The 23,995-nt window shown below is 71.3% G+C and carries 27 protein-coding genes and 1 pseudogene; 14 read left to right on the top strand and 14 right to left on the bottom strand.

Features of this window, described 5'->3' with window-relative positions:
• Window positions 1–11: 11 nt before the first annotated feature.
• Window positions 12–1,613: an acyltransferase family protein gene (locus FRCN3DRAFT_RS46435; protein ID WP_007509385.1), complete on the bottom strand. Its 1,602-nt coding sequence runs from the start codon at window positions 1,611–1,613 to the stop codon at window positions 12–14.
• 1,043 nt (window positions 1,614–2,656) lie between these two features.
• Here FRCN3DRAFT_RS46435 and FRCN3DRAFT_RS51925 point away from each other — a divergent pair.
• Window positions 2,657–3,499, top strand: a complete 843-nt coding sequence (locus FRCN3DRAFT_RS51925; protein ID WP_232794159.1) for a glycosyl hydrolase — start codon at window positions 2,657–2,659, stop codon at window positions 3,497–3,499.
• A gap of 12 nt (window positions 3,500–3,511) precedes the next feature.
• On the opposite strand, the gene FRCN3DRAFT_RS0226680 is transcribed toward FRCN3DRAFT_RS51925, so the two are convergent.
• The gene (locus FRCN3DRAFT_RS0226680) at window positions 3,512–3,808 is read right to left on the bottom strand and encodes a helix-turn-helix domain-containing protein (protein ID WP_083401266.1); all 297 of its coding nucleotides are present in this window, start codon (window positions 3,806–3,808) and stop codon (window positions 3,512–3,514) included.
• On the opposite strand from FRCN3DRAFT_RS0226680, the gene FRCN3DRAFT_RS54345 reads away from it, so the two are divergent.
• From FRCN3DRAFT_RS54345 to FRCN3DRAFT_RS49870, 3 genes are all read left to right on the top strand, one after another.
• Window positions 3,723–3,917 carry a hypothetical protein gene (locus FRCN3DRAFT_RS54345; RefSeq protein ID WP_007509380.1) on the top strand — a complete coding sequence of 65 codons (195 nt, stop codon included), beginning with the start codon at window positions 3,723–3,725 and terminating at the stop codon, window positions 3,915–3,917. The two genes, FRCN3DRAFT_RS0226680 and FRCN3DRAFT_RS54345, sit on opposite strands and share 86 nt — an antisense overlap.
• A gap of 139 nt (window positions 3,918–4,056) precedes the next feature.
• Window positions 4,057–5,892: a sensor histidine kinase gene (locus FRCN3DRAFT_RS49865; protein WP_007509378.1), complete on the top strand. Its 1,836-nt coding sequence runs from the start codon at window positions 4,057–4,059 to the stop codon at window positions 5,890–5,892.
• Complete coding sequence (locus FRCN3DRAFT_RS49870; RefSeq protein WP_007509376.1) at window positions 5,892–6,251, top strand: response regulator transcription factor; 360 nt, start codon at window positions 5,892–5,894, stop codon at window positions 6,249–6,251. The genes FRCN3DRAFT_RS49865 and FRCN3DRAFT_RS49870 overlap by 1 nt, the downstream gene beginning before the upstream one ends.
• Here the strand turns inward: FRCN3DRAFT_RS49870 and FRCN3DRAFT_RS0226700 are convergent.
• Window positions 6,211–8,025, bottom strand: coding sequence for a sensor histidine kinase (locus FRCN3DRAFT_RS0226700; RefSeq protein ID WP_027140971.1), 1,815 nt, complete (start codon window positions 8,023–8,025; stop codon window positions 6,211–6,213). The two genes, FRCN3DRAFT_RS49870 and FRCN3DRAFT_RS0226700, sit on opposite strands and share 41 nt — an antisense overlap.
• A gap of 321 nt (window positions 8,026–8,346) precedes the next feature.
• On the opposite strand from FRCN3DRAFT_RS0226700, the gene FRCN3DRAFT_RS0226705 reads away from it, so the two are divergent.
• Entirely contained in the window at window positions 8,347–9,000 is a 654-nt protein-coding gene (locus FRCN3DRAFT_RS0226705) for a hypothetical protein (RefSeq protein WP_007509372.1), read from the top strand.
• 46 nt (window positions 9,001–9,046) lie between these two features.
• Here the strand turns inward: FRCN3DRAFT_RS0226705 and FRCN3DRAFT_RS0226710 are convergent, their stop codons facing one another.
• Window positions 9,047–9,943, bottom strand: coding sequence for a LysR family transcriptional regulator (locus FRCN3DRAFT_RS0226710; RefSeq protein ID WP_035925248.1), 897 nt, complete (start codon window positions 9,941–9,943; stop codon window positions 9,047–9,049).
• A 146-nt stretch (window positions 9,944–10,089) separates the two neighbouring features.
• Between FRCN3DRAFT_RS0226710 and FRCN3DRAFT_RS0226715 the strand changes: the two genes are divergently transcribed.
• On the top strand, window positions 10,090–11,007 hold the full coding sequence (locus FRCN3DRAFT_RS0226715; RefSeq protein WP_007509369.1) for a zinc-binding dehydrogenase: 918 nt from the start codon (window positions 10,090–10,092) through the stop codon (window positions 11,005–11,007).
• Between the two features lie 74 nt (window positions 11,008–11,081).
• A complete protein-coding gene (locus FRCN3DRAFT_RS0226720) occupies window positions 11,082–11,927 on the top strand; it encodes an LLM class F420-dependent oxidoreductase (protein ID WP_007509367.1) in 846 nt (281 codons plus the stop codon).
• Between the two features lie 84 nt (window positions 11,928–12,011).
• Here the strand turns inward: FRCN3DRAFT_RS0226720 and FRCN3DRAFT_RS0226725 are convergent, their stop codons facing one another.
• Window positions 12,012–12,419, bottom strand: a complete 408-nt coding sequence (locus FRCN3DRAFT_RS0226725; RefSeq protein ID WP_007509365.1) for a VOC family protein — start codon at window positions 12,417–12,419, stop codon at window positions 12,012–12,014.
• Between the two features lie 78 nt (window positions 12,420–12,497).
• Here FRCN3DRAFT_RS0226725 and FRCN3DRAFT_RS0226730 point away from each other — a divergent pair, with 78 nt between their 5' ends.
• Entirely contained in the window at window positions 12,498–13,298 is an 801-nt protein-coding gene (locus FRCN3DRAFT_RS0226730; protein WP_027140973.1) for a TetR/AcrR family transcriptional regulator, read from the top strand.
• 86 nt (window positions 13,299–13,384) lie between these two features.
• Here FRCN3DRAFT_RS0226730 and FRCN3DRAFT_RS51930 read toward each other — a convergent pair.
• Window positions 13,385–13,561, bottom strand: a pseudogene (locus FRCN3DRAFT_RS51930) (SUMF1/EgtB/PvdO family nonheme iron enzyme); the annotation flags it as partial.
• Between the two features lie 20 nt (window positions 13,562–13,581).
• Between FRCN3DRAFT_RS51930 and FRCN3DRAFT_RS57225 the strand changes: the two are divergent.
• Entirely contained in the window at window positions 13,582–13,716 is a 135-nt protein-coding gene (locus tag FRCN3DRAFT_RS57225; RefSeq protein WP_007509362.1) for a hypothetical protein, read from the top strand.
• Here FRCN3DRAFT_RS57225 and FRCN3DRAFT_RS0226740 read toward each other — a convergent pair.
• Window positions 13,695–14,474, bottom strand: a complete 780-nt coding sequence (locus tag FRCN3DRAFT_RS0226740) for a helix-turn-helix transcriptional regulator (RefSeq protein ID WP_007509360.1) — start codon at window positions 14,472–14,474, stop codon at window positions 13,695–13,697. The two genes, FRCN3DRAFT_RS57225 and FRCN3DRAFT_RS0226740, sit on opposite strands and share 22 nt — an antisense overlap.
• Before the next feature lie 85 nt (window positions 14,475–14,559).
• Between FRCN3DRAFT_RS0226740 and FRCN3DRAFT_RS0226745 the strand changes: the two genes are divergently transcribed.
• The 3 genes from FRCN3DRAFT_RS0226745 to FRCN3DRAFT_RS46445 are packed head-to-tail and all read left to right on the top strand — an operon-like array spanning window position 14,560 to window position 16,788.
• Window positions 14,560–15,522: an LLM class flavin-dependent oxidoreductase gene (locus FRCN3DRAFT_RS0226745; protein WP_007509358.1), complete on the top strand. Its 963-nt coding sequence runs from the start codon at window positions 14,560–14,562 to the stop codon at window positions 15,520–15,522.
• A 40-nt stretch (window positions 15,523–15,562) separates the two neighbouring features.
• Entirely contained in the window at window positions 15,563–16,027 is a 465-nt protein-coding gene (locus FRCN3DRAFT_RS0226750) for a MarR family winged helix-turn-helix transcriptional regulator (RefSeq protein WP_232794160.1), read from the top strand.
• Window positions 16,024–16,788, top strand: a complete 765-nt coding sequence (locus FRCN3DRAFT_RS46445) for a DUF998 domain-containing protein (RefSeq protein WP_007509354.1) — start codon at window positions 16,024–16,026, stop codon at window positions 16,786–16,788. Before FRCN3DRAFT_RS0226750 ends, FRCN3DRAFT_RS46445 begins: the two co-directional genes overlap by 4 nt.
• Window positions 16,789–16,799: 11 nt before the next feature.
• Here FRCN3DRAFT_RS46445 and FRCN3DRAFT_RS0226760 read toward each other — a convergent pair whose 3' ends face one another.
• Entirely contained in the window at window positions 16,800–17,522 is a 723-nt protein-coding gene (locus tag FRCN3DRAFT_RS0226760; RefSeq protein ID WP_232794161.1) for an NAD(P)-dependent oxidoreductase, read from the bottom strand.
• Between the two features lie 61 nt (window positions 17,523–17,583).
• Here FRCN3DRAFT_RS0226760 and FRCN3DRAFT_RS0226765 point away from each other — a divergent pair, with 61 nt between their 5' ends.
• Window positions 17,584–18,006 (top strand): winged helix-turn-helix transcriptional regulator, encoded by a 423-nt coding sequence (locus tag FRCN3DRAFT_RS0226765; protein WP_232794162.1) that lies wholly within the window; start codon window positions 17,584–17,586, stop codon window positions 18,004–18,006.
• On the opposite strand, the gene FRCN3DRAFT_RS0226770 is transcribed toward FRCN3DRAFT_RS0226765, so the two are convergent.
• Complete coding sequence (locus tag FRCN3DRAFT_RS0226770; protein ID WP_157845265.1) at window positions 17,993–18,154, bottom strand: hypothetical protein; 162 nt, start codon at window positions 18,152–18,154, stop codon at window positions 17,993–17,995. The genes FRCN3DRAFT_RS0226765 and FRCN3DRAFT_RS0226770 overlap by 14 nt on opposite strands.
• 37 nt (window positions 18,155–18,191) lie before the next feature.
• On the opposite strand from FRCN3DRAFT_RS0226770, the gene FRCN3DRAFT_RS0226775 reads away from it, so the two are divergent.
• Window positions 18,192–18,542, top strand: a complete 351-nt coding sequence (locus FRCN3DRAFT_RS0226775) for a winged helix-turn-helix transcriptional regulator (RefSeq protein WP_007509346.1) — start codon at window positions 18,192–18,194, stop codon at window positions 18,540–18,542.
• Between the two features lie 56 nt (window positions 18,543–18,598).
• On the opposite strand, the gene FRCN3DRAFT_RS0226780 is transcribed toward FRCN3DRAFT_RS0226775, so the two are convergent.
• From FRCN3DRAFT_RS0226780 to FRCN3DRAFT_RS0226800, 5 genes are all read right to left on the bottom strand, one after another.
• Entirely contained in the window at window positions 18,599–19,570 is a 972-nt protein-coding gene (locus tag FRCN3DRAFT_RS0226780) for a hypothetical protein (RefSeq protein ID WP_131803377.1), read from the bottom strand.
• Window positions 19,567–20,844 carry a TolB-like translocation protein gene (locus FRCN3DRAFT_RS0226785; protein WP_007509343.1) on the bottom strand — a complete coding sequence of 426 codons (1,278 nt, stop codon included), beginning with the start codon at window positions 20,842–20,844 and terminating at the stop codon, window positions 19,567–19,569. The genes FRCN3DRAFT_RS0226780 and FRCN3DRAFT_RS0226785 overlap by 4 nt, the downstream gene beginning before the upstream one ends.
• Window positions 20,841–21,386 carry an RNA polymerase sigma factor gene (locus tag FRCN3DRAFT_RS0226790; RefSeq protein ID WP_007509341.1) on the bottom strand — a complete coding sequence of 182 codons (546 nt, stop codon included), beginning with the start codon at window positions 21,384–21,386 and terminating at the stop codon, window positions 20,841–20,843. The genes FRCN3DRAFT_RS0226785 and FRCN3DRAFT_RS0226790 overlap by 4 nt, the downstream gene beginning before the upstream one ends.
• Window positions 21,387–21,523: 137 nt before the next feature.
• On the bottom strand, window positions 21,524–22,666 hold the full coding sequence (locus FRCN3DRAFT_RS0226795; protein WP_007509340.1) for a Fic family protein: 1,143 nt from the start codon (window positions 22,664–22,666) through the stop codon (window positions 21,524–21,526).
• Window positions 22,667–22,802: 136 nt separating this feature from the next.
• On the bottom strand, window positions 22,803–23,876 hold the full coding sequence (locus tag FRCN3DRAFT_RS0226800) for an LLM class flavin-dependent oxidoreductase (protein WP_007509338.1): 1,074 nt from the start codon (window positions 23,874–23,876) through the stop codon (window positions 22,803–22,805).
• Window positions 23,877–23,995: the final 119 nt, after the last annotated feature.

Below are 23,995 nucleotides of genomic sequence, written 5' to 3' on the forward strand. Positions count from 1 at the left end.
TGGCCTCGGAGTCAGCTGACGCGCCGGCGCGCCGTCATCGGCTGGCCGGCCTCGCCCGCGCCCGTGCCCTCGACGTCGTCGCGGCGGATGTCGCCTCGTCGCCGGCTCGCGCCCGGACCGGATCCGGGCGCGGGTCGGGGGCCGTAGCGCAGCCTGAGGGTCACGGCATCGGGCTCCGGGCCGCGGTCGGGCTCCGGGACGGCGGCCAACACGGGCGGGCGGCTCACCCGAGTGGGCAGGATCCGCGATCCGGTCGGGCGGCGGCGTTGGATGGGCTGTTCGACCAGGTAGTACGAGGCGGACGCCAGGGCCACCGAGATGCCGCCGATGGCCAGAACCGCCGGCCAACGGCCAAGCGCGCCGGTCAGGTCATGGCCCCAGTGCGCGACCACGGGAAAGTGCCAGAGATAGAAGCCGTAGGAGATCCGGCCGAGCCAGGCGAGCGGCGGCGCGGCGAGGCCGCGGAACAGCCAGCCCGTCGTCGCCCCCTGCTCCAGGGCGAGGACGACGACGCCTGCGAGCAGCGCGACGACGGTGTAGCCGCCGTAGGACAGCGAGGTCGGCCGTGGGCCCCAGCCGGTCGGCGCCGTCACCGTCGCCACGGCCAGCAGCGCGAGCGCGACCGGACCCGCCACGGGCAGCGCGACGGCGACGCGGTCGAGGCGGCGGCGCCAGACGAGCGCACCCTCGCCCACACCGTCCGCGCCGCGCCGCGCCGCGCGCAGCCAGGCGGCCAGCGCGCAGCCGACCAGCAGCGCATCCGCGCGGGTGTCCAGCGCGAAGTACGTGCGCGTCCCCGACGCTCCCAGCGCGATCAGCACGTCGCGCCACAGCACGACAGCGGCCACCCCGCCCAGTAGGACCATGGGCAGCCGGCGGACGAGCCTCGGCCGGCGACACAGGGCGATCAGCGCCAGCGGCCAGAGCAGGTAGAACTGCTCCTCCAGCGAGAGCGACCAGGTGTGCCCGAGCCAGCCGGCCCCCGTGGACTGTCGCACCACCTGGAAGTAGTTGTTCACGTACAGCATCGACGAGGCCAGGCTGTCGAGGAACTCCGACCGCTCGCCAGCCGTGCCGACCCCCAGCAGCACGACGGCCATGAAGCCGACGAGGGCCAGCAGCCAGAACGCGGGCATCAGCCGGTAGGCGCGCCGGACGTAGAACCTCCGCAGCGACACTCCGCCGGTGCGGTCCCGCTCGGCCAACAACTGACCGGTGATCAGGAAACCGCTGAGCACGAAGAACACGTCGACGCCCAGGTAGCCGCCGGGCAGCGAGTCCATGTGGAACACGAGCACGCACAGCACCGCGAGCGCCCGGATGCCGTCCAGCGCGGGGTTGTAGCCACCGCGCCGGGCACCGCCGCGCTCCCGGGCACCGGCTTCCCTGGTTCCGGCTTCCCGGGCCCCGGTGTCCCGGGCGGTCTGCCCAGGGAGGCCGAAGGAGCCGGTCCGGCCGGCCGGCTGGGTACGCGACCGTAGCTGGACGGGCATCCGCGGCAGCGGGTCGGCCAGCGGGGCGTCTGTCCGCTTCCGGGCCGCCGGCGGGCGGCTGCCCGTCACCGTGTCCGTGCGTCGCGATCCGCGTTCCGGGTCGTGTCCGTGCTCAACCATCCGCACTCCCCTCAGAACTGTCGGACTGCCCAGCTCCTGTCCTTTTGCACCTTCTATCCCGCGAACCTTGGTATGACCTGTCAGACAAACCCGGCGACCACGCCGACAGCGGTCACCATGGGCCACCAGAAGGTTACTGAAGAGCTCCGCCGAGACCCAGCCGATCAACATCCGCCCGCCGGCGCGCGCCGCGCGGCCGGCCGTCAAGGTGAGTGGCCCGATGGTGGCAGGAGCTATCCCCCGACTGTCGTCACGACCTCGCCTAGAGCGAGAACGACACGCCACCGACAGGGAGATCGACGATCGGTTGGCCCGGCGGCGGCAACCGTCCCCCGTAAGCCCAGAACCGCCGACAGAGCAGCGCCTGCCGGTGGTTCATATCGGCCCGGGCGGTCCGGTCTCCAGCCTTCTCGAACATCACGCCACCAGCAACGGAAACACAATCCTGGTGTCCGGTTCTCGCCTCGGGCACCGTCGGCTACACACCGGACACAGGGTCTGGTTGACAGCAGATCCACTCCTTTCTTACGTTCGGGGCGGTTCGTACTGGACGTCCTGGCGAATTCCAGAAACCGGTACCACAAGTCCCGAGGGTAATAGCTGGGGGGGCACGCCAACGAACTAAGGAGACGACTCGTTTCATGACGTCCCCGTCTGGAAAGCGCCGCGCCGCAGGGCCGGTGACCGGGAAGGCACTGACGTTTTTCGTCAGAACGATTCTTCTCGCGATGGTGGCCGCCGTCGGACTGTCGGCCTGCCTTCCGTCCCCGGGCTCCGGTGGCGGTGGCGGTGGTCCACTTCCGTCATCGTCCGCCTCGGCGACGTCCACATCCACGCCCACGCCCACGCCCACGACAAGACCGACGACGCCGGGCAGTCCGACGGGCACGCCCACGACGCGGCCCACGCCCACGGCCGGGACGCCCACGGCCACTCCGCCCTCGCCGACCTCCGGCGGAGGCGGTACGAATCCGGCGGCGCCCGCGCTCAGCGGCGTCGGCTACGCCGACCGGGACGAATGGGCGAAATGGCGTGGCTGGCCCGTGCAGATCGCAGAGACCTGGAATGACGCCGCGGATACGACGGCCGGCGGCGCCACGACCTGGAAGTCGATGAACGCGCTCTGGTCCACGCACCAGTACTTCACGGACGCGCATTGGCCGGGCGAGCTCTCGCTCGCGCAGCCAATGTTCGCGAACGACCAGAACTACCAGACGTGCGCCACCGAGGACCAGATCAAGACCTTCATGGGCGAGCTCGTCAAGGCATGGCCGACGAAGGACGCATTCCTCCGGCTGAGCTGGGAGTTCAACGGCAACTGGTACCGCTGGAGCGCCAAGCCGGGCGACGCGGCCAACTTCAAGTCCTGCTGGATCCGGTGGTACAAGATCGTGAAGGGCGTCTCTCCGGGTTTCAAGCTGGTGTGGAACCCCAACGCGGAGAGCTCGGACGGAAGCCTCAACGTGCTCGATTTCTGGCCGGGCGCGCAGTATGTCGACGCCGCCGGGCCCGACCTCTACGCCAACAGCGACAACGGCAAACTACGCGACCCCAACAAGCTCGGGTCACACGGCGAGCCGGTGGGCATCGCCGCCTGGCAGGCCTGGGTCGCCAGGCAGGGCGTCCCGTTCGCGGTCCCGGAGTGGGGCGTGAACGGCGATCCGAACTGGGGCTCGACCGACCCGGCCTACATCACGCAGATGCGCACGGCGTTCGAGAAGGCCGTGGCCTCGCCGTCCGGCCTGGCCTACGAGGACTACTTCGACGGGTCGACCGCCTACAGCTGCAAGTTCACGCTGCACGACAAGGAATGCGGTTACGACTACCACGCGGCCGACGCGAAACGCTATCTGGAGCTCTGGAAGGCGCCGTACGTGAAGCCCTGACCGCACGCCCGGTCAGGTAGCCAGCGAGCGGCCCCCTCCTCCACGGGAGGGGGCCGCCGCCCGTCGGTACGTCCCGGGCGTGCTTCCGGTCTCCCGTCTGAAGGCGGCCGTGAACGCGACGTCGGACTGGTAGCCGACCTGGGCCGCGGTCGCGGCGACTGTCGTCTGCTGGTCGCGCAGCAGTGTCCGGGCCCGTTGCATCCGCAGTGAGAGCAGGTAGCGCATGGCCGGCTCGCCGACACAGGCCGTGAAGCGAGCGGCGAACGCCGCCCTCGACAGCCCGGCCGTACGGGCGAGTCCGGACGGCACGGTCCTGCGCTTTTACCACTTCACCGACCCCACCGACGGGCTGGCCCGCGTCGAGTTCCGCGACGGACAGCACATCGGCACGCACTACTCTCCTCCGCCGGAACGATGACGCCTATGAGTCCTTCTTCAGCCTTCAACGGTCCGGCGGCCGCGGCGGAGGCCGGAGAGGGTATCCCCCTGGGCCGCGAGAGTTAGCGACCTTGATACTCCGAGACATGCACGAATGGGCTGGTAACCACCGCTTAGCGATGGCAAGCCCGCTCGAAACAGCCGCACCTCGCGGTCGACCCGTCTCGCGGGTCACGCTCGGGCTCGGGACGGTGCTGGTCGCGGCGCTCACGCTCGCGGGTGAGTGGCCACTCGTCGAGCACGCCGCCCCCGAGACCACGGCGGTCGTCCTGGTCAACCTGGTCATCACGGTCGGCTTCGTGGCCACCGGGCTGCTGTGCGCGGGCGACAACCTGCTCGCCAGGCTCGGCCCTTTTTTGATCATTTCTGGAGTGCTCTGGGCGCTGTGGTGGGGGGAGGTGTGGCACCGCGATCCGATGGTCTTCGTCGGGTACGAGGCGGGGACGTGGTTCTGGTTCGTCCTCGCTCACGGCGTCCTCGCCTACCCGGGAACATGGCGCCGGGACCGGTCGGAGAAGGCCTTCCTATGGCTGACGATCGTGTCGCTGCCGGTCCTCAGCAATGCCATGCCGCTGCTGGCCCCGCCGGCGCGCTGGGGATTCAGCGACGAGATCTGGTGGCCGACCGTCTGGGACAGCCCGACGGCGTTTCACCTGGTGGCCTGGCTGGCGATCGCCGGCTACGGCGCGTCCACCGCGTACTTCGGCATTCTGTTACGCCGACGCCTGCGCGCGTCCGCGCCACATCGACGCCGGCAGCTCGTACCTGTGGTCGTCGCCCTCCTGATCGCCAGCACCGCGACCACCGTGACCTCGACGCTCGTCCTGGGATCGCCCGTCACGGAGCACCTGTACCTGGCCTACCCGCTCACCGCGCTCGCGCTGGCGTTCGTCGCGGGGTCGTTTCTGACCACCGGGATTCGGCACCGGCTGGCTCGGGCGAAAATCGTCAACCTGCTGGCACGCCAGCGCAGGCCTCCCACCGTCGAATCGGTCCGCTCGGCGCTGCGCCAGGCTCTGCGCGACGACACGGTGGAGGTGCTGTTCTGGCTGGACGCCCGCTGTCATTACGTGGACGGCGACGCGCGGACCGTCGAGCGGCTGCCCGATGCCGCGGATCGCTGTGCCGTCCCGGTCCGCTCCCGGTCCGGCGAGCCACTGGCCCTCATCCTGGTGCACCCGGCCACCCCATGGTCCTGCCCGTTGATCGAGGTCACGGTCTCCGCCGCCCGCTTCGCGCTCGAGAACGTCCATCTGCAGGCGGCGATGGGGGCGCAGCTGGCCGAGCTTCGTTCGGCCAGGACCCGGGTCGCCGAGCTGGCCCTGCGGGAACGTCGGCAGCTGGAACAGGACCTGCACGACGGTGCGCAGCAACGGTTGCTGGGCCTGGCGGCCCGGCTGGCGCTGGCGCGGACGATCGCGAGTGACCCCGGCACCCGTGCGGCGCTCGACGGCGCCCGGGCCGAGCTGCGGGAGGCGCTCGTCGAGCTGCGGGAGTTCGCCCGCGGGATCAATCCCGTCCTGCTCAACCACGCTGGCCTGCCCGCCGCGGTGGACGGGCTGGCCGGCAGCCTGCCCATCGCGTTGAGCGTCGACGTGCCCGAGACGGTACTGCGGGCGATCAGCGACCATCCAGCCGCGGAGACGGTCGCGTACCTGACCATCAGGGAGGCGCTGACCAACGCCGCCGTACACGGTCACGCCTCGAAGGCCAGCGTCGAGGCGTCCCTCGATGGCTCCGCGCTCGTCATCGACATCGTCGACGACGGATTCGGCGGCGCCACCGTCGTTCCCGGCCGTGGGCTGGCCAGCGCCGCCGACCGCCTCGGCGGACTCGGGGGCGAGGCGTCGGTTATCTGCTCAAGGAGCGGGTCGACGACATCGACGCGCTCAAGGACGCGCTCGGCCAGGTCACCCGGGGCCGCCTGGCCATCGACGAGTCGATCATCACATTGATGATGTCGGACCGTCGCAAGCCCGCCGAGTTCGATCGGCTGTCCGAGCGGGAAAAGGCGATCCTCAGCGCGATGGCCGAAGGCCGGTCCAACCAGGGCATCGCCCAGCAGCTCAACCTCTCGCCGAAGACCGTCGAGAACTACCTGACCGCCATCTTCAGCAAGCTGGGTCTGGAGAACTCGGGTGATCACAACCGCCGCGTGCTCGCGACACTGCTGTGGTTGCGAGTGGACCGTCAGCACGCGCCGGTGCTCAGGTCCTGGGACATGCGCGGGCCGGCCTCCCCGAGCTCCCCTGGCTCGCCGGCCCTGGACCCGGTCAGGTCCTCGTCGCCACCGCCGCCGGCACGGTCGCGGTGACGGCCGTCGGGCCGCCCGGCGGGCTTTCGACGGCGAACTGGCCACCGACGGCACGGACACGGTCCGCGAGTCCCGTGAGCCCTCGGCCGGATCGGATGTCCGCCCCGCCCCGGCCGTCGTCGACCACGCGCACCACGAGGTCACGGCCACATACCGACACGGACACGCGCGTCCGTCTGGCGGCGGCGTGCCGGTACACGTTCGTCAGCGCCTCCGAAACGGTGTAGTAGACGGCGAGCTCGATCTCGGGGGCGAACCGGCCATCGACGACATCGGTCTCGACGGCGATGGGCAGCGTGCCCGCGGCGAGGTCGATCGCGGCGCGCAGGCCGGACTCCCGCAGCACCGTCGGGCCGGTGCCGGCCGCCAGCGCACGGATGTCCCGGAACGCGGCCCTCAGCTCCCGATGGGCGGTCTCGACGGCCTCGGTGACCCGGGGATCGTCGGTCTGGCGCCGCACCTCACCCAGCTGCGCGGCCACCGCGAGCAGCCGGCGTCCCGTGGTCGCACGCAGCTGGTCTCGCAGGTTCTGGTGCTGGGCCACGCCGTCGCGGACAAGCCGGTCCAGCGCGGTCTCGGCGAGCTCAGCACGTTCCCGCATCATCATCTCCAGCCGGGCGTTCTCGAGCAGGAGACTGATCGCGGCCACGGTCGCCTCGACGACGTCGAGGTGGCGGTCCAGATCCGGGCGAGCGACCAGCAGCCCGACGAGAACGTCGTCCGCTGACCGGATGGGAATAAGCAGGCGTTCGTCATCCAGAGGCGGACGGCACGGGTTGCCGTCCACGTCCCAGTACCCGCCGGCCCCGTCGGCCACGAGGAGATCGGTCGACGGCGCGTCGAGCGTCCGCCGCACCAGGTCACGCACCATCGCCGGATCCACGGCGTCGCCGTCGAGGCCGGCGCTGGAGCGTGACTGGCCCGTGCGGCCCGTCGCCCGGTCGGGAGTCGAGGCGACGAGCAGCTCGGCCAACGACTGGCCGACCTCCGCGTGGGCGATCTGGCGTCGCAGGTGCAGGACACCGAAGGCGACCGGGACGGCGAGAACCGACAGCATCGACGGGAGCTGGCCCAGGCTGATGCGCGAGCGGGTGAAGTCCGCCAGGTACCACGTGGCCTGGCTGGCGGCCAGGCCAGCGACCACGAACGTCGCGAAGATCGGGATCAGCAGGTGCCTGTCCAGACGCGACGCTCGCCTGACTCGGCGGACCAGCAGGACCAGCAGCGTCACCGCGAGCGCGGTCGTGAAGAGCACAGCCCCGGTCTGGGTCGCCTGGGACAGGGGAAACGAGGTCACCAGAGTGGGCCACCAGGCGCCTGCGGGGTATTCGACCCATTCCGCGGTCGTGAACAAGGCGGCGGCGTTCCAGGTGACCGGCAGTCCCACGACCGTGACAAGAAGGAAGGCCCGCTCGACGCGGCCGTCCGTCCGGCCGGTGGGATATGTCAGCACGGCGACGACGGTAGGAACCCAGAACAGTACCCACCCTTCAAACCCGAGGTAGGCCCACACTCCGCCGTCCCAGGTGTAAAGCCAACGGCTCGCCCATAGGAGGCCAGACAGCACAAGGCATGCGCCGAGGCCGAACATCCGCGGGTCACGGGCGATCATGGCGCCAACCAGCGCGAAGACGCTACAAATGAGCACGTTTAGCGCTACCAGTGCGGGATCGGATCCGCCTGCCGGCAGCTGGCACACGAAAGCGGTCGCCGCGGCGGCCAACGGCACCAGCACCAGCCAGACCACAGAGCGCACCGAGGTGTCCTCGGTCACATCCTCTGCCTATTTACGTCGGTGCACCACCGCCACTGAGCGCCAGTTATGGCCGACGCTCCAATCTCTCCCATCGACCGGCATTTTATCCGGTTCACGCCTTTTGACGGGCAGCAGGCCCGAGACAGTACCGGAGGCGTCCCGTTCGGGCTCCCTCACCGGGGGCACGACGCCGCCAGCCTGATCGTCAGGCGTAGCCGTTGGTCGAGCTGACGAGCCGGACGCCAGAGTCGTCACGGGTCAGGACCTGCGCCAGCGCGGAACCGACGGATGGCGGGCCGCGTCGATAGCGATATCGATCGTCCTGGTCTTGGAGATGCGATGTTCTCGTACGCCAGTCGCCTGCTACTGGTTGTTCCCATCCTCGCACTGGCGGGTGCCGCCAGCTGTGGCCAGCCGACAACCGCCGACTCAGCGCCGGCTGACTCCGCGCCGGCGGCCTGCGACGCGTCGCCGCCGGCAGCGGCCGACGAGGGCGCGACGGACTTGCGGGACTGGTCCACCACCGTGGACCGGGCGGAGTCCTTCCGGACCATCCGCGAGCTCACGGCCGCCTCGGACGCGGTGGTCCGGGTGTGCGCCACCGACCGGACCGAGGTCGTCGCGATCTCGGGTCTGCCCTTCACGATCACTGACGTCGACGTGACACAGACCATCCGCGGAGACGTCCCGGAGACGATCCGGGTCCGGCAGACCGGGGCCGCGCCGGGAACCGAGGTCCCGGAGCCGGGTGGCGATACAACCGTTTCCCACGTCCTGGGTGAGATCCTGCTGCGGCCCGGGACCCCGTACTTCCTGTTCCTGGACGCCTTCGAGCGCCCGGGAGAGGACACCACCAACCAGTACGCCGTTGTCGGCGTGCTGGCCGGCCTCTACCGCGAGGAGTCCGGCCAGGCCCGCCTCCTCGACCCCGAGTCCCCGGGGCTTCCCTCGGTCCTGCCCATCGAGGACCTCATCTCCGAGGTCACCGGCTAGACACCGGGGTGCAGAAGGGTGAAGTCCTGGTTGACGCGGCGGACTGTCAGGCGGGTTGTCGAGAGCAGGCCCGGCAGATGTCGGCGAAGACGTCGACGAACGGTCGGTTGTCGACCGTGCGCCAGACGACGGCCAGCTCGCTGGGCGGCAGTCCGCTGACCGGCCGGCAGACGACGTCGTCGCGGTGGTAGATCTCGGCGTTTCCGGCGGAGAGCAGAGTGATTCCCAGTCCGGAGGCGACCGCTTCGAATGACTCCTCGGCGGTCTCGGCCTCGCCGGCAATGACGGCCGGGGACTGCCGGGCCGCCGCCCCGAGCCAGAAGTCCCGTTGGGCGCCGGCCGTCCTCGGCAGCGCGATGAAGGGCTCGTCGACCAGTTCGGCGAATGGCACCGTGGGAAGGCCGGCGAGGCGGTGCCGTGGCGCGAGCGCGACCCAGACGTCCTCGCGCGCCACGACCCGCCAGGACAGCGCGCCGGTGTCGGGCACCGGCAGCCAGGCGATCGCGACGTCCACCTCGCCACTGCCCAGGCCAACCGTGGGATCGGCCCAGGAGACCTGGCGGAACATCAGCTTCCAGCCGGGAAGGCGCTGTTCCAGCCGCGCGGTGACGGTCGGGATGAGCCCACGACCTATCCGCGTCTGAAATCCGACGCGCACCGTCGTCCCGGCCTGGGTCGACGCCTCCGACACCGCCAGCAGCGCCGCCTCCCAGTCCTCGGTGAGCCGCCGGGCATGCGGCAGCAGGGCCTCTCCGGCCAGGGTCAGCCGGACCGTCCGCCGGTCCCGATCGAACAGAGCGGTCCCCAACGACCGCTCCAGCTGGCGGATCTGCTTGCTCAACGCCGGCTGCGAGATGAACAACCGCTGGCTCGCCGCCCGGGAGAAGCTCTGTTCCTCGGCGACTGCCAAGAAGTAACGGAGATCCCGCACATGCACGTCCATAACCACTGGTTATAACAACAGGTCTTGGACCAACGCCGAGGAACCAGGCACGGTGGTCTGGCGGGGCTACCGACCGCCCCAATTCCCAGTGCCAGTGCCCAGTTCCCAGTGCCCAATACCCATGCCCAGGCCCAGGGAAGGCGACCATGCAGGCACTCGTCTACGACCCGGACCGGCCGGCCGGCCTCCGGCTGGCGGAGGTGGTCGAACCGGCTCTCCGGCCCGATCAGGCGTTGGTCGACGTTCGAGCGATCTCGTTGAACTTCGGCGAGCTGGCCTACCGGGCGGGGCGCGCCCAGCCCGGCGAGGTCCACGGGTGGGACGCCGCCGGGGTTGTCGCCGCCGCCGCCGAGGACGGCTCTGGCCCGGCACCCGGCACGCCGGTCGTGACCTTCGGCTGGGACGGCGCCTGGGCGCGCCGCCGGGCCGTTTCCACCGCGGACCTGGCGGTGCTGCCCGTCACGCTCGATCCAGGCGCGGCGGCGGCGCTGCCCGTCGCCGGGGTGACCGCGCTGCGCGCGGTCCGCCGGCTGGGTTCGGTCCTCGGCCGCCGGGTGCTGATCACCGGAGCTTCCGGTGGGGTGGGGCGGTTCGCGGTACAGCTGGCCGCCCGCGCCGGCGCCGAGGTCGTCGCGTCGGTCGGGAGCCCGGCGCGCGGCGAGGGGCTCGACAGCCTGGGTGCCGCCGAGATCATCATCGGCCCGGCGAACGCGACCGGAACGGTCCACGGGGTTCTCGACAACGTCGGCGGACAGCAGCTCGCCGAGGCGTTCTCGCTGCTCGAGCCGGGTGGTGTCGCGCTGGCCATCGGCAAGGCGTCCGGCCAGCCGACCACCATCGACTTCGAGGCGGAACGGCACCGGTCCGGCGACCGGCGGATCGAGCCGTTCGTCATCGGCTCCGAGCTGGCCGAGGACCTCGGCTATCTCGTCCGGTTGCTCGACCGGGGCGAGCTGGACCCGCAGATCGGCTGGCGGGGCTCCTGGGAGCGGGCCGCCGAGGCCGCCCAGGCGCTGCTGTCGCGCCGCGTCGCGGGCAAGGCCGTCCTCGACCTGCCGGCCTGACGAGACGACGTCAGGTCAGAGGTTCGACGAGCAGAGGTTCTGGTTCTACGAGCAGAGTGCAGAGGAGCGCGAACGTGGAACTCGGTGTCAGTGGTCTGAACGCGAAGGCGACGGCCGGTCCGGAGGCGACCGTCCGCCTGGCCCGGCTGGCCGAGGAGCTGGGATATCGCTCCTGGTGGGCCGGTGAGCACGTCGTGCTGCCCAGCCCCCGGGTGCCGGCCTCGCCGATGGAGGCGACCGACCCGATCCTCGACCCTCTGATCCATCTGACCTACGTGGCCGCGGTCACCGAGCGGCTCGAGCTGGGCACCGGAATCATCATCCTTCCCCAGCGCAACCCGCTGGTTCTGGCGAAGCAGGTGGCGAGCCTGGACGTGCTGAGCGGAGGGCGGACGCTGCTCGGCGTCGGGGCCGGCTACCTGGAGCCGGAGATGTCCGCCATCGGAGTGCCGATGGCCGGGCGCGGCCGGCGCACGGACGAGTACCTGGACGCGATGACCTCACTCTGGCTCGATCCCCGGCCCGCCTACAGCGGGCAGTACGTCTCGTTCGAGGACGTCGACGCGCATCCCCGGCCCGTGCGCCCGGGCGGCCCGCGCGTCGTGATCGGCGGCCACAGCCCGGCCGCCTACCGACGCGCGGTCGCTCGCGGGCACGCGTGGTTCGGCAACGGCACCCCCGCCGACCTGACCACCCACCTGTCCGGACTGGCCGCGGCGGCGGCCGAGGTCGAGCGACCAGCCCGGCTCGGCCGGCTAGAGATCATCTATATGCAGCTCGATCCGATCGAGGTCACCGCCGCCGCCGCCCGCCGGTACGCCGAGCTCGGGGTCGACCGTCTCCTGGTGTATCCGCTGCCGATCGAGTCGGAGAAGGACGTCGCCGCGTTCCTGGAACGGCACGCCTCCCTGTCCGGCTGACCCGCTGACCCGCTGTGGCGACGCAGGCCGCGCGCGGGGGCGCGTCCCGGGTCCGATCGAGTCACGCACCGAACTCGCGGCTCGCTACGCCTCGACCGCCGCCGACTGGGCGCCCGATCCCTTCCAGTCGACCAACTGCACGATGATGCCGTTGGGGTCGCGAACCTGAAAGGCCCGCTCCCCCCACTCCTCCTCGGTCAGCGGCATGGTGATCACCACGCCCTCGCTCCGCAGCCGGGCGAGCTCGCCTTCCAGGTCGTCGACGACGAAGGCGAGGATGAGCCCGCCCGCGCGATCGTCACGCTGGTCGGCGGGAAGCGTCGGCAGGCCGCGGCGCAGGAAGACGACGTTCAGGCAGGCGTCGTCGCGGGCGAGGGAGGCGAATCCCTCCGCGGCCAACTGCTCGGTGAAGCCGAAGTGCCGGGTCAGGAATCCCGCCGACGCCGCCACGTCGTCGACGTTCAGCGAGACCGCGGCCGAGGTGATCTTCATGGTGGGCCCTTCGGGATCGACAACTCTGTACGGCGTACATCGTACATCGTACATCGTTCGATGTACGAAGATGGCCAGGTGACGGATGAGCGCTCGGGATCTGGTGACCCGGCACGCACGCTGGCGCTGCTGTGGGGGAAGCCGCTGGCACCGTCGCGTCGTGGACCGGCCCGGGGGCTGGAACTGACGGCCGTGGTCGACACCGCCATCGGGCTGGCCGACCGCGAGGGGCTGGCCGCGGTGACCATGCGAGCGGTCTCCCGGGCACTCGGTGTCGTGCCGATGACCCTCTACACCTACGTGCCAGGAAAGGCCGAGCTGCTCGACCTGATGCTGGACGCGGTCTACAGCCGGATGCCACGCACGGACACCACGGGTGCGCCGTGGCGCGCACGGCTGACCGCCGTCGCCGACGAGAACCGGGCGCTCTTCGCCGCGCACGCCTGGGCCGCCGGGATCTCGACCCTCCGCCCGCCGCTCGGGCCCGGCCTCATGGCGAAGTACGAGCACGAGCTGTCCGCGTTCGACGGGCTCGGCCTCGCCGACGTCGAGATGGATGACTGCCTGACCTACCTGCTGTCCTTCGTCCAGGCCAATGCCAGGGAGGCGCACCAGGCGGCCACCGCGGCGACAGCCGGCGACGACGCGCAGTGGTGGGAGCGGGTCGGCCCGCTGCTCGTCCAGGTGCTCGACGAACGGCGCTATCCGCTGGCCAGCCGGGTCGGCACCGCCGCCGGCGAGGCGCACGGCAGCGCCCACGACCCCGACCACGCGTACCGCTTCGGCCTCGCCCGCGTCCTCGACGGCCTGGCCTCCCTCATCGAACGCGCTGAGCCAGGTTCGCCGGGCAGGCAGGTCAGCGCCGACGGCACCGGTTGAGGCCGAATCGATCACCCGTCAGGTGTGATCGCACACGATCTCGGCCGGGCCTCGGGATGGCGGGACCGCTCGCCGGGATGCACGGATCAGGCCGGGCCAGAACGCGCGACCCGAAAGCCGACATCGTCGACCTGGTAGCTCGGATGGCTGCGCCGCCGCACGGAGGCCCGGCAGCTCCGGTGCTCGTCGGCCCACCCGCCGCCGCGTAGCACCCGGTAGGTGCCGTAGACCTCGGCGTCGTAGACGTCCCAGCACCAGTCCCAACCGTGGTCGCGCCCGCCAGGTGATCGACGTCGTCGAGTTCCGCTGGGAGGCCGTGTCCGTCGACACCGGCGACGTGGTGGGCGGGGGCCTGGAGATCGTCGTGCTCGACGACGACGGCCGGATCAGGACCGACTACATGTTCCCGGGAGTCTGATCTCCAGCCGCGGGGCGCGCCGCCCCGGCGGCCGCCGCGAGAGCTTCGGCCGTCGCCGGGTCGACCGGCAGGAACGCCTCCAGTTTCAGCTCGGCGAGGGTCACGTCAACGGCGGTGGCGAAGGTCGTCACCGTCGTCATCAGGCGCAGCTCGCCGCGCGATGACGCCAGGTGGAGCGGGACCGCGAAACCGAGCAGCCCGTCGGACGGTCCCAGGTCGGGTACGTACCCCATCAGCTCGGCGCGCAGCTCCGGCAGGTGGCCGAGGCGCGCCAGGATGTGGCGTGCCCATTCGGCGAGGTTGCGGATGCGGGGCGCCACGCCCTCGGGATGCAGCGCGAGGCGGTAGACGTTCCGGCCCGGGCCGACGAGCTCGGGCCGGGCGCCTTCGGTGATCAGGTCGAAGGCGTCGTTCGCGGCGATCAGGTCACCGGCGCCGTCCACGACCAGCGCCGGGTACGGCAGGTGCCCGCGCAGGATGTGGTCGATCGCGGTGCGGACCGGGGCCAACACCGGGTCGCTGAGCACGCTCTCCGGGTAGACGGGCGCGTACCCGGCCGCCAGCAGCAGCTCGTTGCGCTCCCGCAGGGGCAGTTCGAGTGACTCGGCCAGGCGCACCACCAGCCCCCGGCCTGGGGCGGACCGGCCGGACTCGATGAAGCTGAGATGCCGCTGGGTGGTGCCCGCCCGCAGTGCCAGGTCGAGCTGGCTGAGATGGCGGCGGGTACGGCGTTCGCGTAGCGCGCTGGGGAACTCCACCCGCCTGTTCTAACGACGTCGGTGGCGCCCGGCCATTCCCTGGCGGGAATTGTCGCCGTCCGCGCCGGCCGTGAGCATCGGCGGCATGGACATCGGTGTGCTTCTTCCGACCGGGGCCGCCCAGTGGGGCGCGGACGGCGACCCTCGAGAGCTGGTCACGTTCGGCCGTGCGGCCGAACGCCTGGGATTCTCCTCGCTCTTCGTCAACGACTCGCTGATCAGCCCGCGCATCGAGGCGCTGACGATGTTGGCCGCGCTCGCCCCGGTCACCGAGGCGGTCACCTTGGGAACGGGGGCACTGCTGCCGTTCCTGCGCCGGCCGATCCAGGCCGCCCAGTCCCTGGCGTCGGTCGACCTGCTGTCCGGTGGCCGGCTCACGGTAGCGGTGGGCGCGGGCTTCCCAGGTCGTTTCGGCCGGCCCTTCTACACCCTTTCCGAGGTGCCGTGGGAACGGCGCTTCGCCCGGCTGGACGAGACGGTCGCGCTGTGGCGGGCGCTGTGGAACGGCGCCGGCTCGTTCCACGGCGAGATCCTCAGGTTCGACGACGTCCCGCCCGCGACCAGGCCGCCGCGGGCGGGCGGGCCGCCGATCTGGCTCGGGGGCGCGACCCAGGCCGCGCTGGCCCGCGCCGGGCGGGCGTACGACGGGTGGCTGCCCTATCCGCCCGACCCGGCCGACTACGCGTCCGGGCTTCGGGAGGTCCGCACGGCGGCGACCGACGCCGGCCGCGCCGCCGAGGACATCACCCCCGCGCTGTTCGTCTCGGTACGGATCGACGACGACGTCGAGAGCGGCCGCCAGGCGCTGGACGCCTACGCGCGCGCCACCTACGGGATGCCGCTGGAGGAGCTGGAGAAGATCCAGGCGGTGGTCACCGGCTCCGCCGACCAGGTCCTGGCGGGGCTGGCCCGGTACGTCGCCGGCGGCGCGCGGCACATCGTCGCCCGCCTGGGTGCTCTGGATCTGCGTTCCCAACGCGACCAGCTCGAGCGGGTCGCCGCCCTGATCCCCGCCGTCCGGGCATCGGCCCATACGGATCACGTCTAGATAGTTGCTATCTGGAATTAACTATCGTATGGTCGGGCGCATGCACGAACGAACGGACATCGAGGAGTTCTCCGGCGCGGTCATGGCGCTCGTGAACCTCATCCGGCGCGGCCAGGCCAGGGCGTTCGACACCGAGCTGGTCGCCGTCATGCAGCTGCTTGCCGACGGCCGTGCCCTCCCCCCGAGCGAGATCGCCGAGGCTCTCAGCTCCCCGCGCCCCTCCGTGACCCGAAGGATCCAGGCACTCGAAGCCGCCGGAAAGATCGAGATCCACCCGGACCCAGACGACCGCCGGTCGTACCGGGTGGCGCTCAGCGCGGCAGGCCAGGCGGAGCTCGACGACCTGGCCGCGAAGGGCATGAAGCTGTTCGCCACCTGGGTGAGCGCATGGACGCCGGCGGAGGTCCGGACGTTCTCGGCACTCGCCAGGCGGTTGACGGACGGCGCGGTCACGCCACCGGCACCAGCACGCGGGAACGCCTGGTGGCGGGAGCAGCAGGCATGACGAGCCACGCGCCCGGCATCCCCTCGATCGCGGCCCGCCCCGTGACCTCCCGGCGTTTCTGGGGTGCGGTGGGCCTGGCGGCGCAGCTCGTCTTCACCGTCGGCTGGCTGCTCGCGGGCACCTGGCAGGGCCCCCGCTACGACGCGGTCCGGGATTCGATCAGTGACGAGACCGCGCTCACCGCGCCACACGCCTGGCTCCCCATCACCTGCCAGCTTCTGGCCGGTCTGGGCACGATCGCCTTCGCGCTGTTCGGGCTACGGCCCGCGCTGACCACCGCGGGCAGGACGGCCAGATATGCCCCGTGGATGCTGGCGGGTGGAGCCGTGGCCTACCTGGTCATCTTTCCCCGGCTCCCCTGCCGCCTCGCCGACACGGCCTGCGGCGTCCACCAGCATCTCTACAGTGCCGGAGGACTGACCGACGCCATCGCCTCGGGCGCCCTCATCGCCCTGCTCGCCGTCGCGCCCTTTCCCCTCTGGCGACGCATGCGCGAAATTCCTCGCTGGCGTCGCCTTCGACCCGTGATGCTCGGCGCCCGTGTCCTCGGCCCGATACTGCTGATCGCCACCGCCTCGCAGGGCCCCTACGCGCCCGGCTCCCAGGAAGGCCTGTTCGAGCGGATGCTGGCCCTCACGGTCGCGGTCTGGATCTGCGCGCTCGCCGCCAGCCTCCTGGTCTCGTCGAATCACGACACCGCGGCGGGCAGCCCCGACTCCTGGAGCGGCATACCTCCCTTCCCCACCGACCCAGGGCACTGACCCACGCCGCCTCACGCGGGCAGAACGGCCACCTGGGTCTGGTGGAAGGTCGGGGTTTCGGCCTGGTCCGCGATGGCCTGGGCGAGTTGGCCGTAGCCGAGCACACCCTCGAACAGACGGTGGCCGACCGGCGGTTCGACCAGAAGGTAGCCCGCCGCGTCACCGGCGCCGTCGGCCCGCAGGCCGGCCGGTGGGGTCACGACCAGCCAGTCGAGCTCGGTGCCAAGGCCGCGCAACGCGGGCAGCTCACGAGCATGCGCGCGCGCGAACGGCAGCAGCGGCGGTGGAAAGACGTCGGGGTCGTCCATGACCGTTCGCCCGTCGGCCAGGGGCAGGGTGGCGAACAGCCCGATCGTGACGATCCGGGCGGGTGGCGACGTCCGTGCGGCGCCGACGACCGCGGCGACGACGTGCTCGTAGAACGCCTCGTCGAAGCCGTCGAACGAGGGCGGCGGCGCCGAGAAGGGCGTCACGGCGACCACGACGACGTCGGCGTCACGCAGGACGTCGAGGAGGTCGGCGCCGCGGGTGGCGTCCGCCTCGGCCACCTCGACACCTTGGTCCGCGAGACAGCGGTGTCGACGGGCGTCGCGGACCACCCCGGTCACTCGGTGTCCCCGGGCGAGGAGTTCCTGGCTGACGGCTCGTCCCGCGCGACCACCGGCACCGAGCACGGCGACCCGCGCCGACGCGGCCGCTCGGGGTACCGCCGCGGTGAACTGTGTTCCTGTCATGGCGGCCAAGCTAGGGACCGGTAGGCCGGTTACCGCAACGTGACTGGCTACCGTTGGCGGAGTGGACGGAGTGGAGAAGACGGCCGACGCCCCGACATTCGACCCGGCGTGCCCGATGAGTGCCTTCCCGGTACAGATCGGCGACAAGTGGACCGCGATGGTCATCCTGTGCCTCGAGGCCCGACCACGGAGATTCACCGAGCTAAAGCAGAACCTCGGGTCGGTGAGCGCGAAGGTCCTAACCGACACCCTTCGCGCGATGGAGCGTGATGGCCTGGTGAGTAGAAGCGCCTTCGACGAGAACCCGCCCCGGGTGGAGTACCAGCTGACCGCACTCGGCCGGTCGCTTCTGCAGCTGGTCGAAGCGGCCCGGAACTGGGCCCGGGACAACCTCGACGACCTGTTGTCGGCCCGCCGGAGGCACGACGACACGCTTCTCGACGGTCGGGTTGGGCTGAGGGCTGGCGGCTCTAGCGGGGCGTGAACCGGCTGCCGTCGCGGCGGATGCGCAGGGCCCGTTCCCCAGCGAAATGGGCGGGGACGACCAGGGCGTCCGTGTCGGCGGCGCGGCCGAGGACCCGCTGACGGGTCTCGGCGGCTTGCCGTGGGTCGTGGCAGAAGCAACTGGACACGTGTGGCTCCCAGAACCGCATGGGTCGGAGGACCGCCGTGGCAGTGGTCGTGACCGAGCAGCAACGCCGGGAATGCCCGGTGACCGGCGTGCTGCACCGCGTCGGCAACAAGTGGAGCCCGGTGGTCATCGGACTGTTGGCCGACCATCCCTATGGCTTCAACGAGCTCGACCGCGCCATCGAAACGATCAGCCGCCGCGTCCTGACCAGAACCCTGCGCGTCCTGGAAGCCGAGGGATACGTTCGCCGCACGACCCTCGATGGCCGCGCCGCCCGGGTGGAGTACTCCCTCACCGACCGCGGAACCTCGCTGCACGAGCAGCTGCTCGCGTTCAACCAGTGGGCCCTCGACCATCGCGGAGGGGAGAGGGCGGAGGCTGACGCCTAGCGCGTTGTCGCCAGGTCGGCAGAACTGGTCCTCTCTCCCTCCGCGATCCGGCGAAGCTACCAGGCGATGGAGTTGGGGTTGGTGCCGCGCAGGAACGGCAGGCGGGTGGCCCTCGCGGTGGCGATGTCGATGCGGTAGGCGGCGCCGCCGCCGTCGATGACCATCAGGAGCTTGCCGGCCGGGTCGAGGGCCATCTCGGTGAACGTCCAGAGGTCGTTGCCTCGGTTCTCCTTCGGCTCCTCGAACAGAACCCGTAGCTGACGCCCGGTGGCCGCGTCCAGCTCGACGACGCGGGTCACCGGGGTCCCGTCGGAACGTTGCTGGGCGGCGATGACGTAGACCCGGGTGCCGCCGACACCAAGAAGCGGGGTGATCATGGTGTCCAGCTGCAGACGCGTCGGAGGCGAGGTGTTCGGCGGCAGCTGCGGTGGCAGGGGCCCGTCCGTCCCCCAGCCGAAGATCGGCTTGATGGTGCCGTCCCGGACCAGCGAGACCTCGTGGCCCGCCGCGTCGATCGTCAACCGGTACGCGAACCCTCTGGGCGTGGCATGGTCGTAGGCGAAGGCGTGGAACACGCGCGGATCGCCCGTCGCCTCGACCGCCGTGAAGAACTCCCCCGACCGCGGCTGGACGCTCGCGGTGACGGCGCCGGTCAGCGCGTCCCGCACGGCGATCTCCTGGTACTGCCCGTCGGCGATGTTCGTGAGGAAGTAACGAGCCGGGAATCCGGCCTCGGCGACGGCCGCCGCCCAGGGGTCGCCCGGTTTACGGAGTGCCTGGGGCAGCACGATCGCCGAGACGCCGACCAGGAGCAGGACGACGACGCCGACCAGCACAGGCACGAGACGCCGCGCCCGGCCCGCGCGCGGCTCGCTCCGCCGGTACCAGTTCCGATACCGACCCCGCCGAGCCAGGCTGGCGGGCGATACCGGCGCCCTTCCGGGTGCCGGATCGGTCGTCACCAGGTCGGCTGTCGCGGCGGTCGCGTCGCGCAGGCGGTCCTCGAGGGCGGCCATGGGTCGGGTCACCACGCGATCGAGTTCGGCATCGTGCCCCGCGGGAACGGAATGCGGGTGGCATGGGTGGTCGCGATGTCGACGCGGTAGGCGCCGCCGGCTCCGTCGACGACCATCAGCAGACGGCTGCTCGGGTCAAGCGCCATCTCGAAGAAGGTCCAGACGGTGTTGCCGTGGTTGACGTATGGCCGCTCGAACAGGATCCGGAGCTGCTTGCCGGTGGCGGCGTCCAGCTCGATGACGCGGGTGACCGGGGTGCCGTCAGCGCGCTGCTGGGCGTCGATGGCGTAGATCGTCTCGCCGTCGCCGCTGAGGATCGACGAGGCGTAGCCGTTGCCGCCCGCCCGCCAGCTGACGACGCGCCGCGCGTTCGCGAGCAGGTCACCGCCGGGTCCCGTGGTGTCGAGGAGCCACAGTCCGGCCTTGTCGGCTGGTTGCTTGTATCCCATGTCGCTGAACTGGAAGGCGAGGTAGCGCCCGTCTGTCGACCAGCTCAGGTCCGTCGTACCGCCGGGCCGGTCCGCCGTGAAGTGCGTGGCGTGCCCGGTCCGCACGTCCACCACATCGATCCCCGCCGGCGGAAGTTTGCCGTTCGTGACGGGGGACGGGGCCGGGTACGCGAGCCGCCTCCCGTCCGAGGACGCGGCGAACGAGCCGCCACTCCACGGCTGCGAGCCGGTGTTCACCTCGCTCAGCGAGACGACCTTCCCGGCGGCGTCGATCGTGAGCCGGTAGGCCCTGGCCGCGACGAGGCCGGCGTTGCCCGTGACGTAGAAGACCCGCGGGTCGGCCGTCGCGGAGACGGCGGAGAACTCGGTCCCGCCGGGCGGTGGCACCGAGTCGGTGACCTCCCCGGTCAACGCGTCGCGGACCGCGATCTCCATATAGCCCGTGCCGGCCCCACCCATGTTCGTGACGAAGTAGCGGGCCGGCGAGACGGCCGGGGCACCCGTCGTGGCCGGCGTCCGGTCCGGCTGCCGCACCACGCGGGGAAGCAGAACCGTGCCGCCGACGACGAGCAGGACGACGACGGCGATCAGCGCCGGCACAAGCCAGCGGGCGCGACGGCGCGCCTCGCCGCCCCGCTGTGCGCCGCCCCGCGACGCGCCGCCCTGAGGGACGTCGCCCCGAGGGACGCCGCGTTCATACCAGCGCTGCCGGGCGAGGCCCGCAGGCGACATCGCGACGGGTTCGGTCACGCGCCACGCCGCGGGTACGGACGTCGTGGTCACCAGCTCCGCCGCCGCGGAGGTCGCGTCGCGCAGTCGGTCCTCGAGGGCGGTCATTGCGCCCCCTCCCCGAGCTGGCGGGCCAGCGCGCGCAGCGCGCGGGTCGCGGTGGAGCGGACGGTCGCGGGCGTGATACCGAGCATGTCGGCGATCTCGCCGTCGGAAAGGTCCAGGTAGTAGCGCAGCACGAGGACCTGCTGGCGCCGCGGCGCGAGGCGGCGCAACGCGGCCATCACCTCGCGACGGTCCTCCCGGAACATCGCGGCCGACTCGGCCGACCAGATCGGAGGATCGTGGCGGACGCCGAGCCGGCCCAGCACAGCCCGGCGGCGCAGCACGCCGCGGGCGCCGTTGAGGACGGCGGCCCGGACGTAGGCATGTGCGCTTTCCGGGTCGCGCAGCCGCGACCAGTGCCGCATCAGCCCGACGAACGCCTCCTGGACGACGTCCTCGGCTGTGCGCTGATCGCCGAGCAGCACGACCGCGAGTCGCAACAGCCCGGGGCGGTGCTCGCCGAACAACTGCCCGACGGAGGCGTAGGGGTCGGCCACCGGTTTGGCGGAGCTGCCGTCGCTCGGCTCGGGGGTCGGCGGATCCACGGAGGGGAAGTCTCGCGCGGCAGTCACACCTGGCCGCGCGGACGGTTCTGGGCGCACATATCTAGAGATGCGCGAAGGTACCCATCCGCTGCTCGCCGGCTGAGACAACAATTGCCGGCACCACTACGGGGGAATCATCAGGCGCTGTAGGGGTCGCGGAGTGGCTTGGCGATGATCGCGGCGCGGACGGAGCGTTCGGCATGGGCCGCGGAGCCAGTGGCGAGGTAGCGCTGGGTGCGGCCGTGGCCAGCCTCCTCAATCAGACCGGCTGCTTTGAGCCCCTGCAGGTCGCGGATCGCCTGGTCACGGGTCAGATCCTCGTCCCGCATGTAGGTGGCACGACGCACCCCCTCTGGACGGGTCGCCGCGTACAGGGCAGCTACGGTGCGCTCGGAGAGCCCGGCAGCCGCGGCCTGGTCCGCCAGAACCCGCCAGACTTCGGCCGCGATGTCGAGACGGCGCTGGACTACCTGCGCCTGCAGGTGGTGGGCGCGCAGGCAGAAGCGCAGCCAGCCGTGCGCGTCGCGCTCCGGCTGGAAGCTCCCACCCTGCGCCTCGCCAAGCGCCGCGTAATACATCGCGGTGTTGTGAGGGGACGATCCAAGCCATTCCTCGATGCTGGAGAACTCCGGCGCGATGATCAGCTGCCGGGCGAGCACCAGCGTGTGCAGGCAGCGGGCCATCCGCCCGTTCCCGTCCCGCCAGGGATGGATGCTGACAAGGTTCAGATGGGCCATTGCGGCCCGGACGACGACGGGGGCATCGAGGTCTCCGCCCTGGAGCCAGCCACACAGCTCGTCCATGAGGTCAGGTACCCGCTCGGCGTCCGGCCCGGTGTAGACCGGGGGATTGTCCGGCGCACCGGACACCCAGATCGGCCCAAGTCTGTACCGGCCAGGCGACCTTTCGAGATCATTACGAAGCATCATGAAGTGCAGTGCCGACAGGAGCATCGGGTGAAAGGCGAAGACCTCGAACCGGGCGGCCTGGAGCACATAAGTCAACGCGTCCGCGTAACCGGTGACCGCCGCGCGGGTCTGCGCGTCGTGTGCCGTCGGCATCTCCTCGCCGGCCACGACCGCCTCAGCGTCCGCCGCGTCGACGGTGTAGCCCTCGATCGTGTTCGACCCCCTGATGGCGCCCGCGATCAGGCTGCGCCGCAGCTGCCCCAGCCAACGGCGCGGCTCGGCGACCTGGTGGCGCAGCTCGCCGCGGAACCGTTCGAGGTCGACCAGCACCCGCTCATCGGCCGCGTCGACCTCTGGCACCCGAAACAGCATGCGACGATGCTACGCGCCTCGTAGCATCCGCCGCCAACGCCCCGCCGCATCGGCCTGACCCGCGCGCTCGACGTCGCGGACCACACCAACGGGAAGGTGTTCAGGCGACCCCGACGACCGCCGACAAGCCTGGCCGTCACCCGGGCGTCTGGAGGAGCGGCAGCAACTGGCTGCCCTGGCGTTCGATCTCCGGCAGGTACGGCGTGTCCGACAGGATGAAGTGGGTGATCCCCAGGTCGCCGTACCTGCGCAGGGACTTCGCGACATCCGCCGCCGAGCCCACCAGCCAGGTGGTGCCGGCGCCCTCTCCGCCGACCTTGCCCGGTGCGGTGTAGAGATTGTCGTCCAGGACCTCTCCGCGTGCCTGAAGGTCGAGCAGCCGCCGCTGGCCCACCGCGCCCGCGTGGCCGTCGCGGCCAGGACGCCCACGCTGGCGGGCCGCCAGCTCGGCGACCTTCGCTTCGGCGTCGGCCCAGGCCTGCTCCGTGGTGTCCCGGACGAAGGTCGTGATGCGCAGCCCGAACTCCAGCGGGGGATGCTCTCGGCCCAGCTTCTCGCCCAGCGCCCGCAGGCGCGCGACGCGCTCCTGGATGCCGTCCAGCGGCTCTCCCCAGAAGAGCTGGACATCCGCTTCGGTGGCCGAGACCCGCTCCGCCGCCTCCGAGGCCCCGCCGACATACAGCTTCGGGTGGGGGCGGCCCGGGCGGGCCGAGATCCTGGGAACCACGGTCGAGCCGGCCACCTGGAAGTAGTCGCCGTCGTAGGTGACCTTCCGTTCGGTCCACAGCCTGCGGACCAGTTGGATGAACTCCCTGGTCCGGGCGTAGCGCTCGGCCGGATCCGCCTCGCCGTCGCCATACGCCCGGAGGTCGTCCTGGCCGGAGACGATGTTCACCCGCACCCGCCCACCCGAGAGGTGGTCGAGGGTGGCCGCGGCGGAGGCGAAGTTCGCGGGCTTCCAGTAGCCGGGGCGGACGGCGATCAGCGGCTCGAAGCTGGTCGTCCTCGCCGCCAGGGCCGTCGCGACGGTGAAGGTGTCCGGCCGGCCCCAGCCGGTTCCGAGCAGGGCGCCCCGCCACCCGTGCCGCTCGAGCGCGAGGGCCTGAGCGGTCAGCGTGTCGAGACTGTTGTGACCTGTCACGGCGTCGTCGCCGCGGTGCCCGGGCTGGACCTCGTTGGGGATGTACCAGAGAAACTCCCACGTGGTCACCGCAGGCTCCTGCCCGGGACGGGCCCGCGACGGGCCAGTTCCACCAGGCACAACTCGCCGCGCCTCGTCATGTCTTCGGACCTGATCGCCCGCATGCGCCCGTCTCCTCCACCAGCGCT

It is taken from the genome of Pseudofrankia saprophytica (genome assembly GCF_000235425.2).
Classification (GTDB): Bacteria; Actinomycetota; Actinomycetes; order Frankiales; family Frankiaceae; genus Pseudofrankia; species Pseudofrankia saprophytica.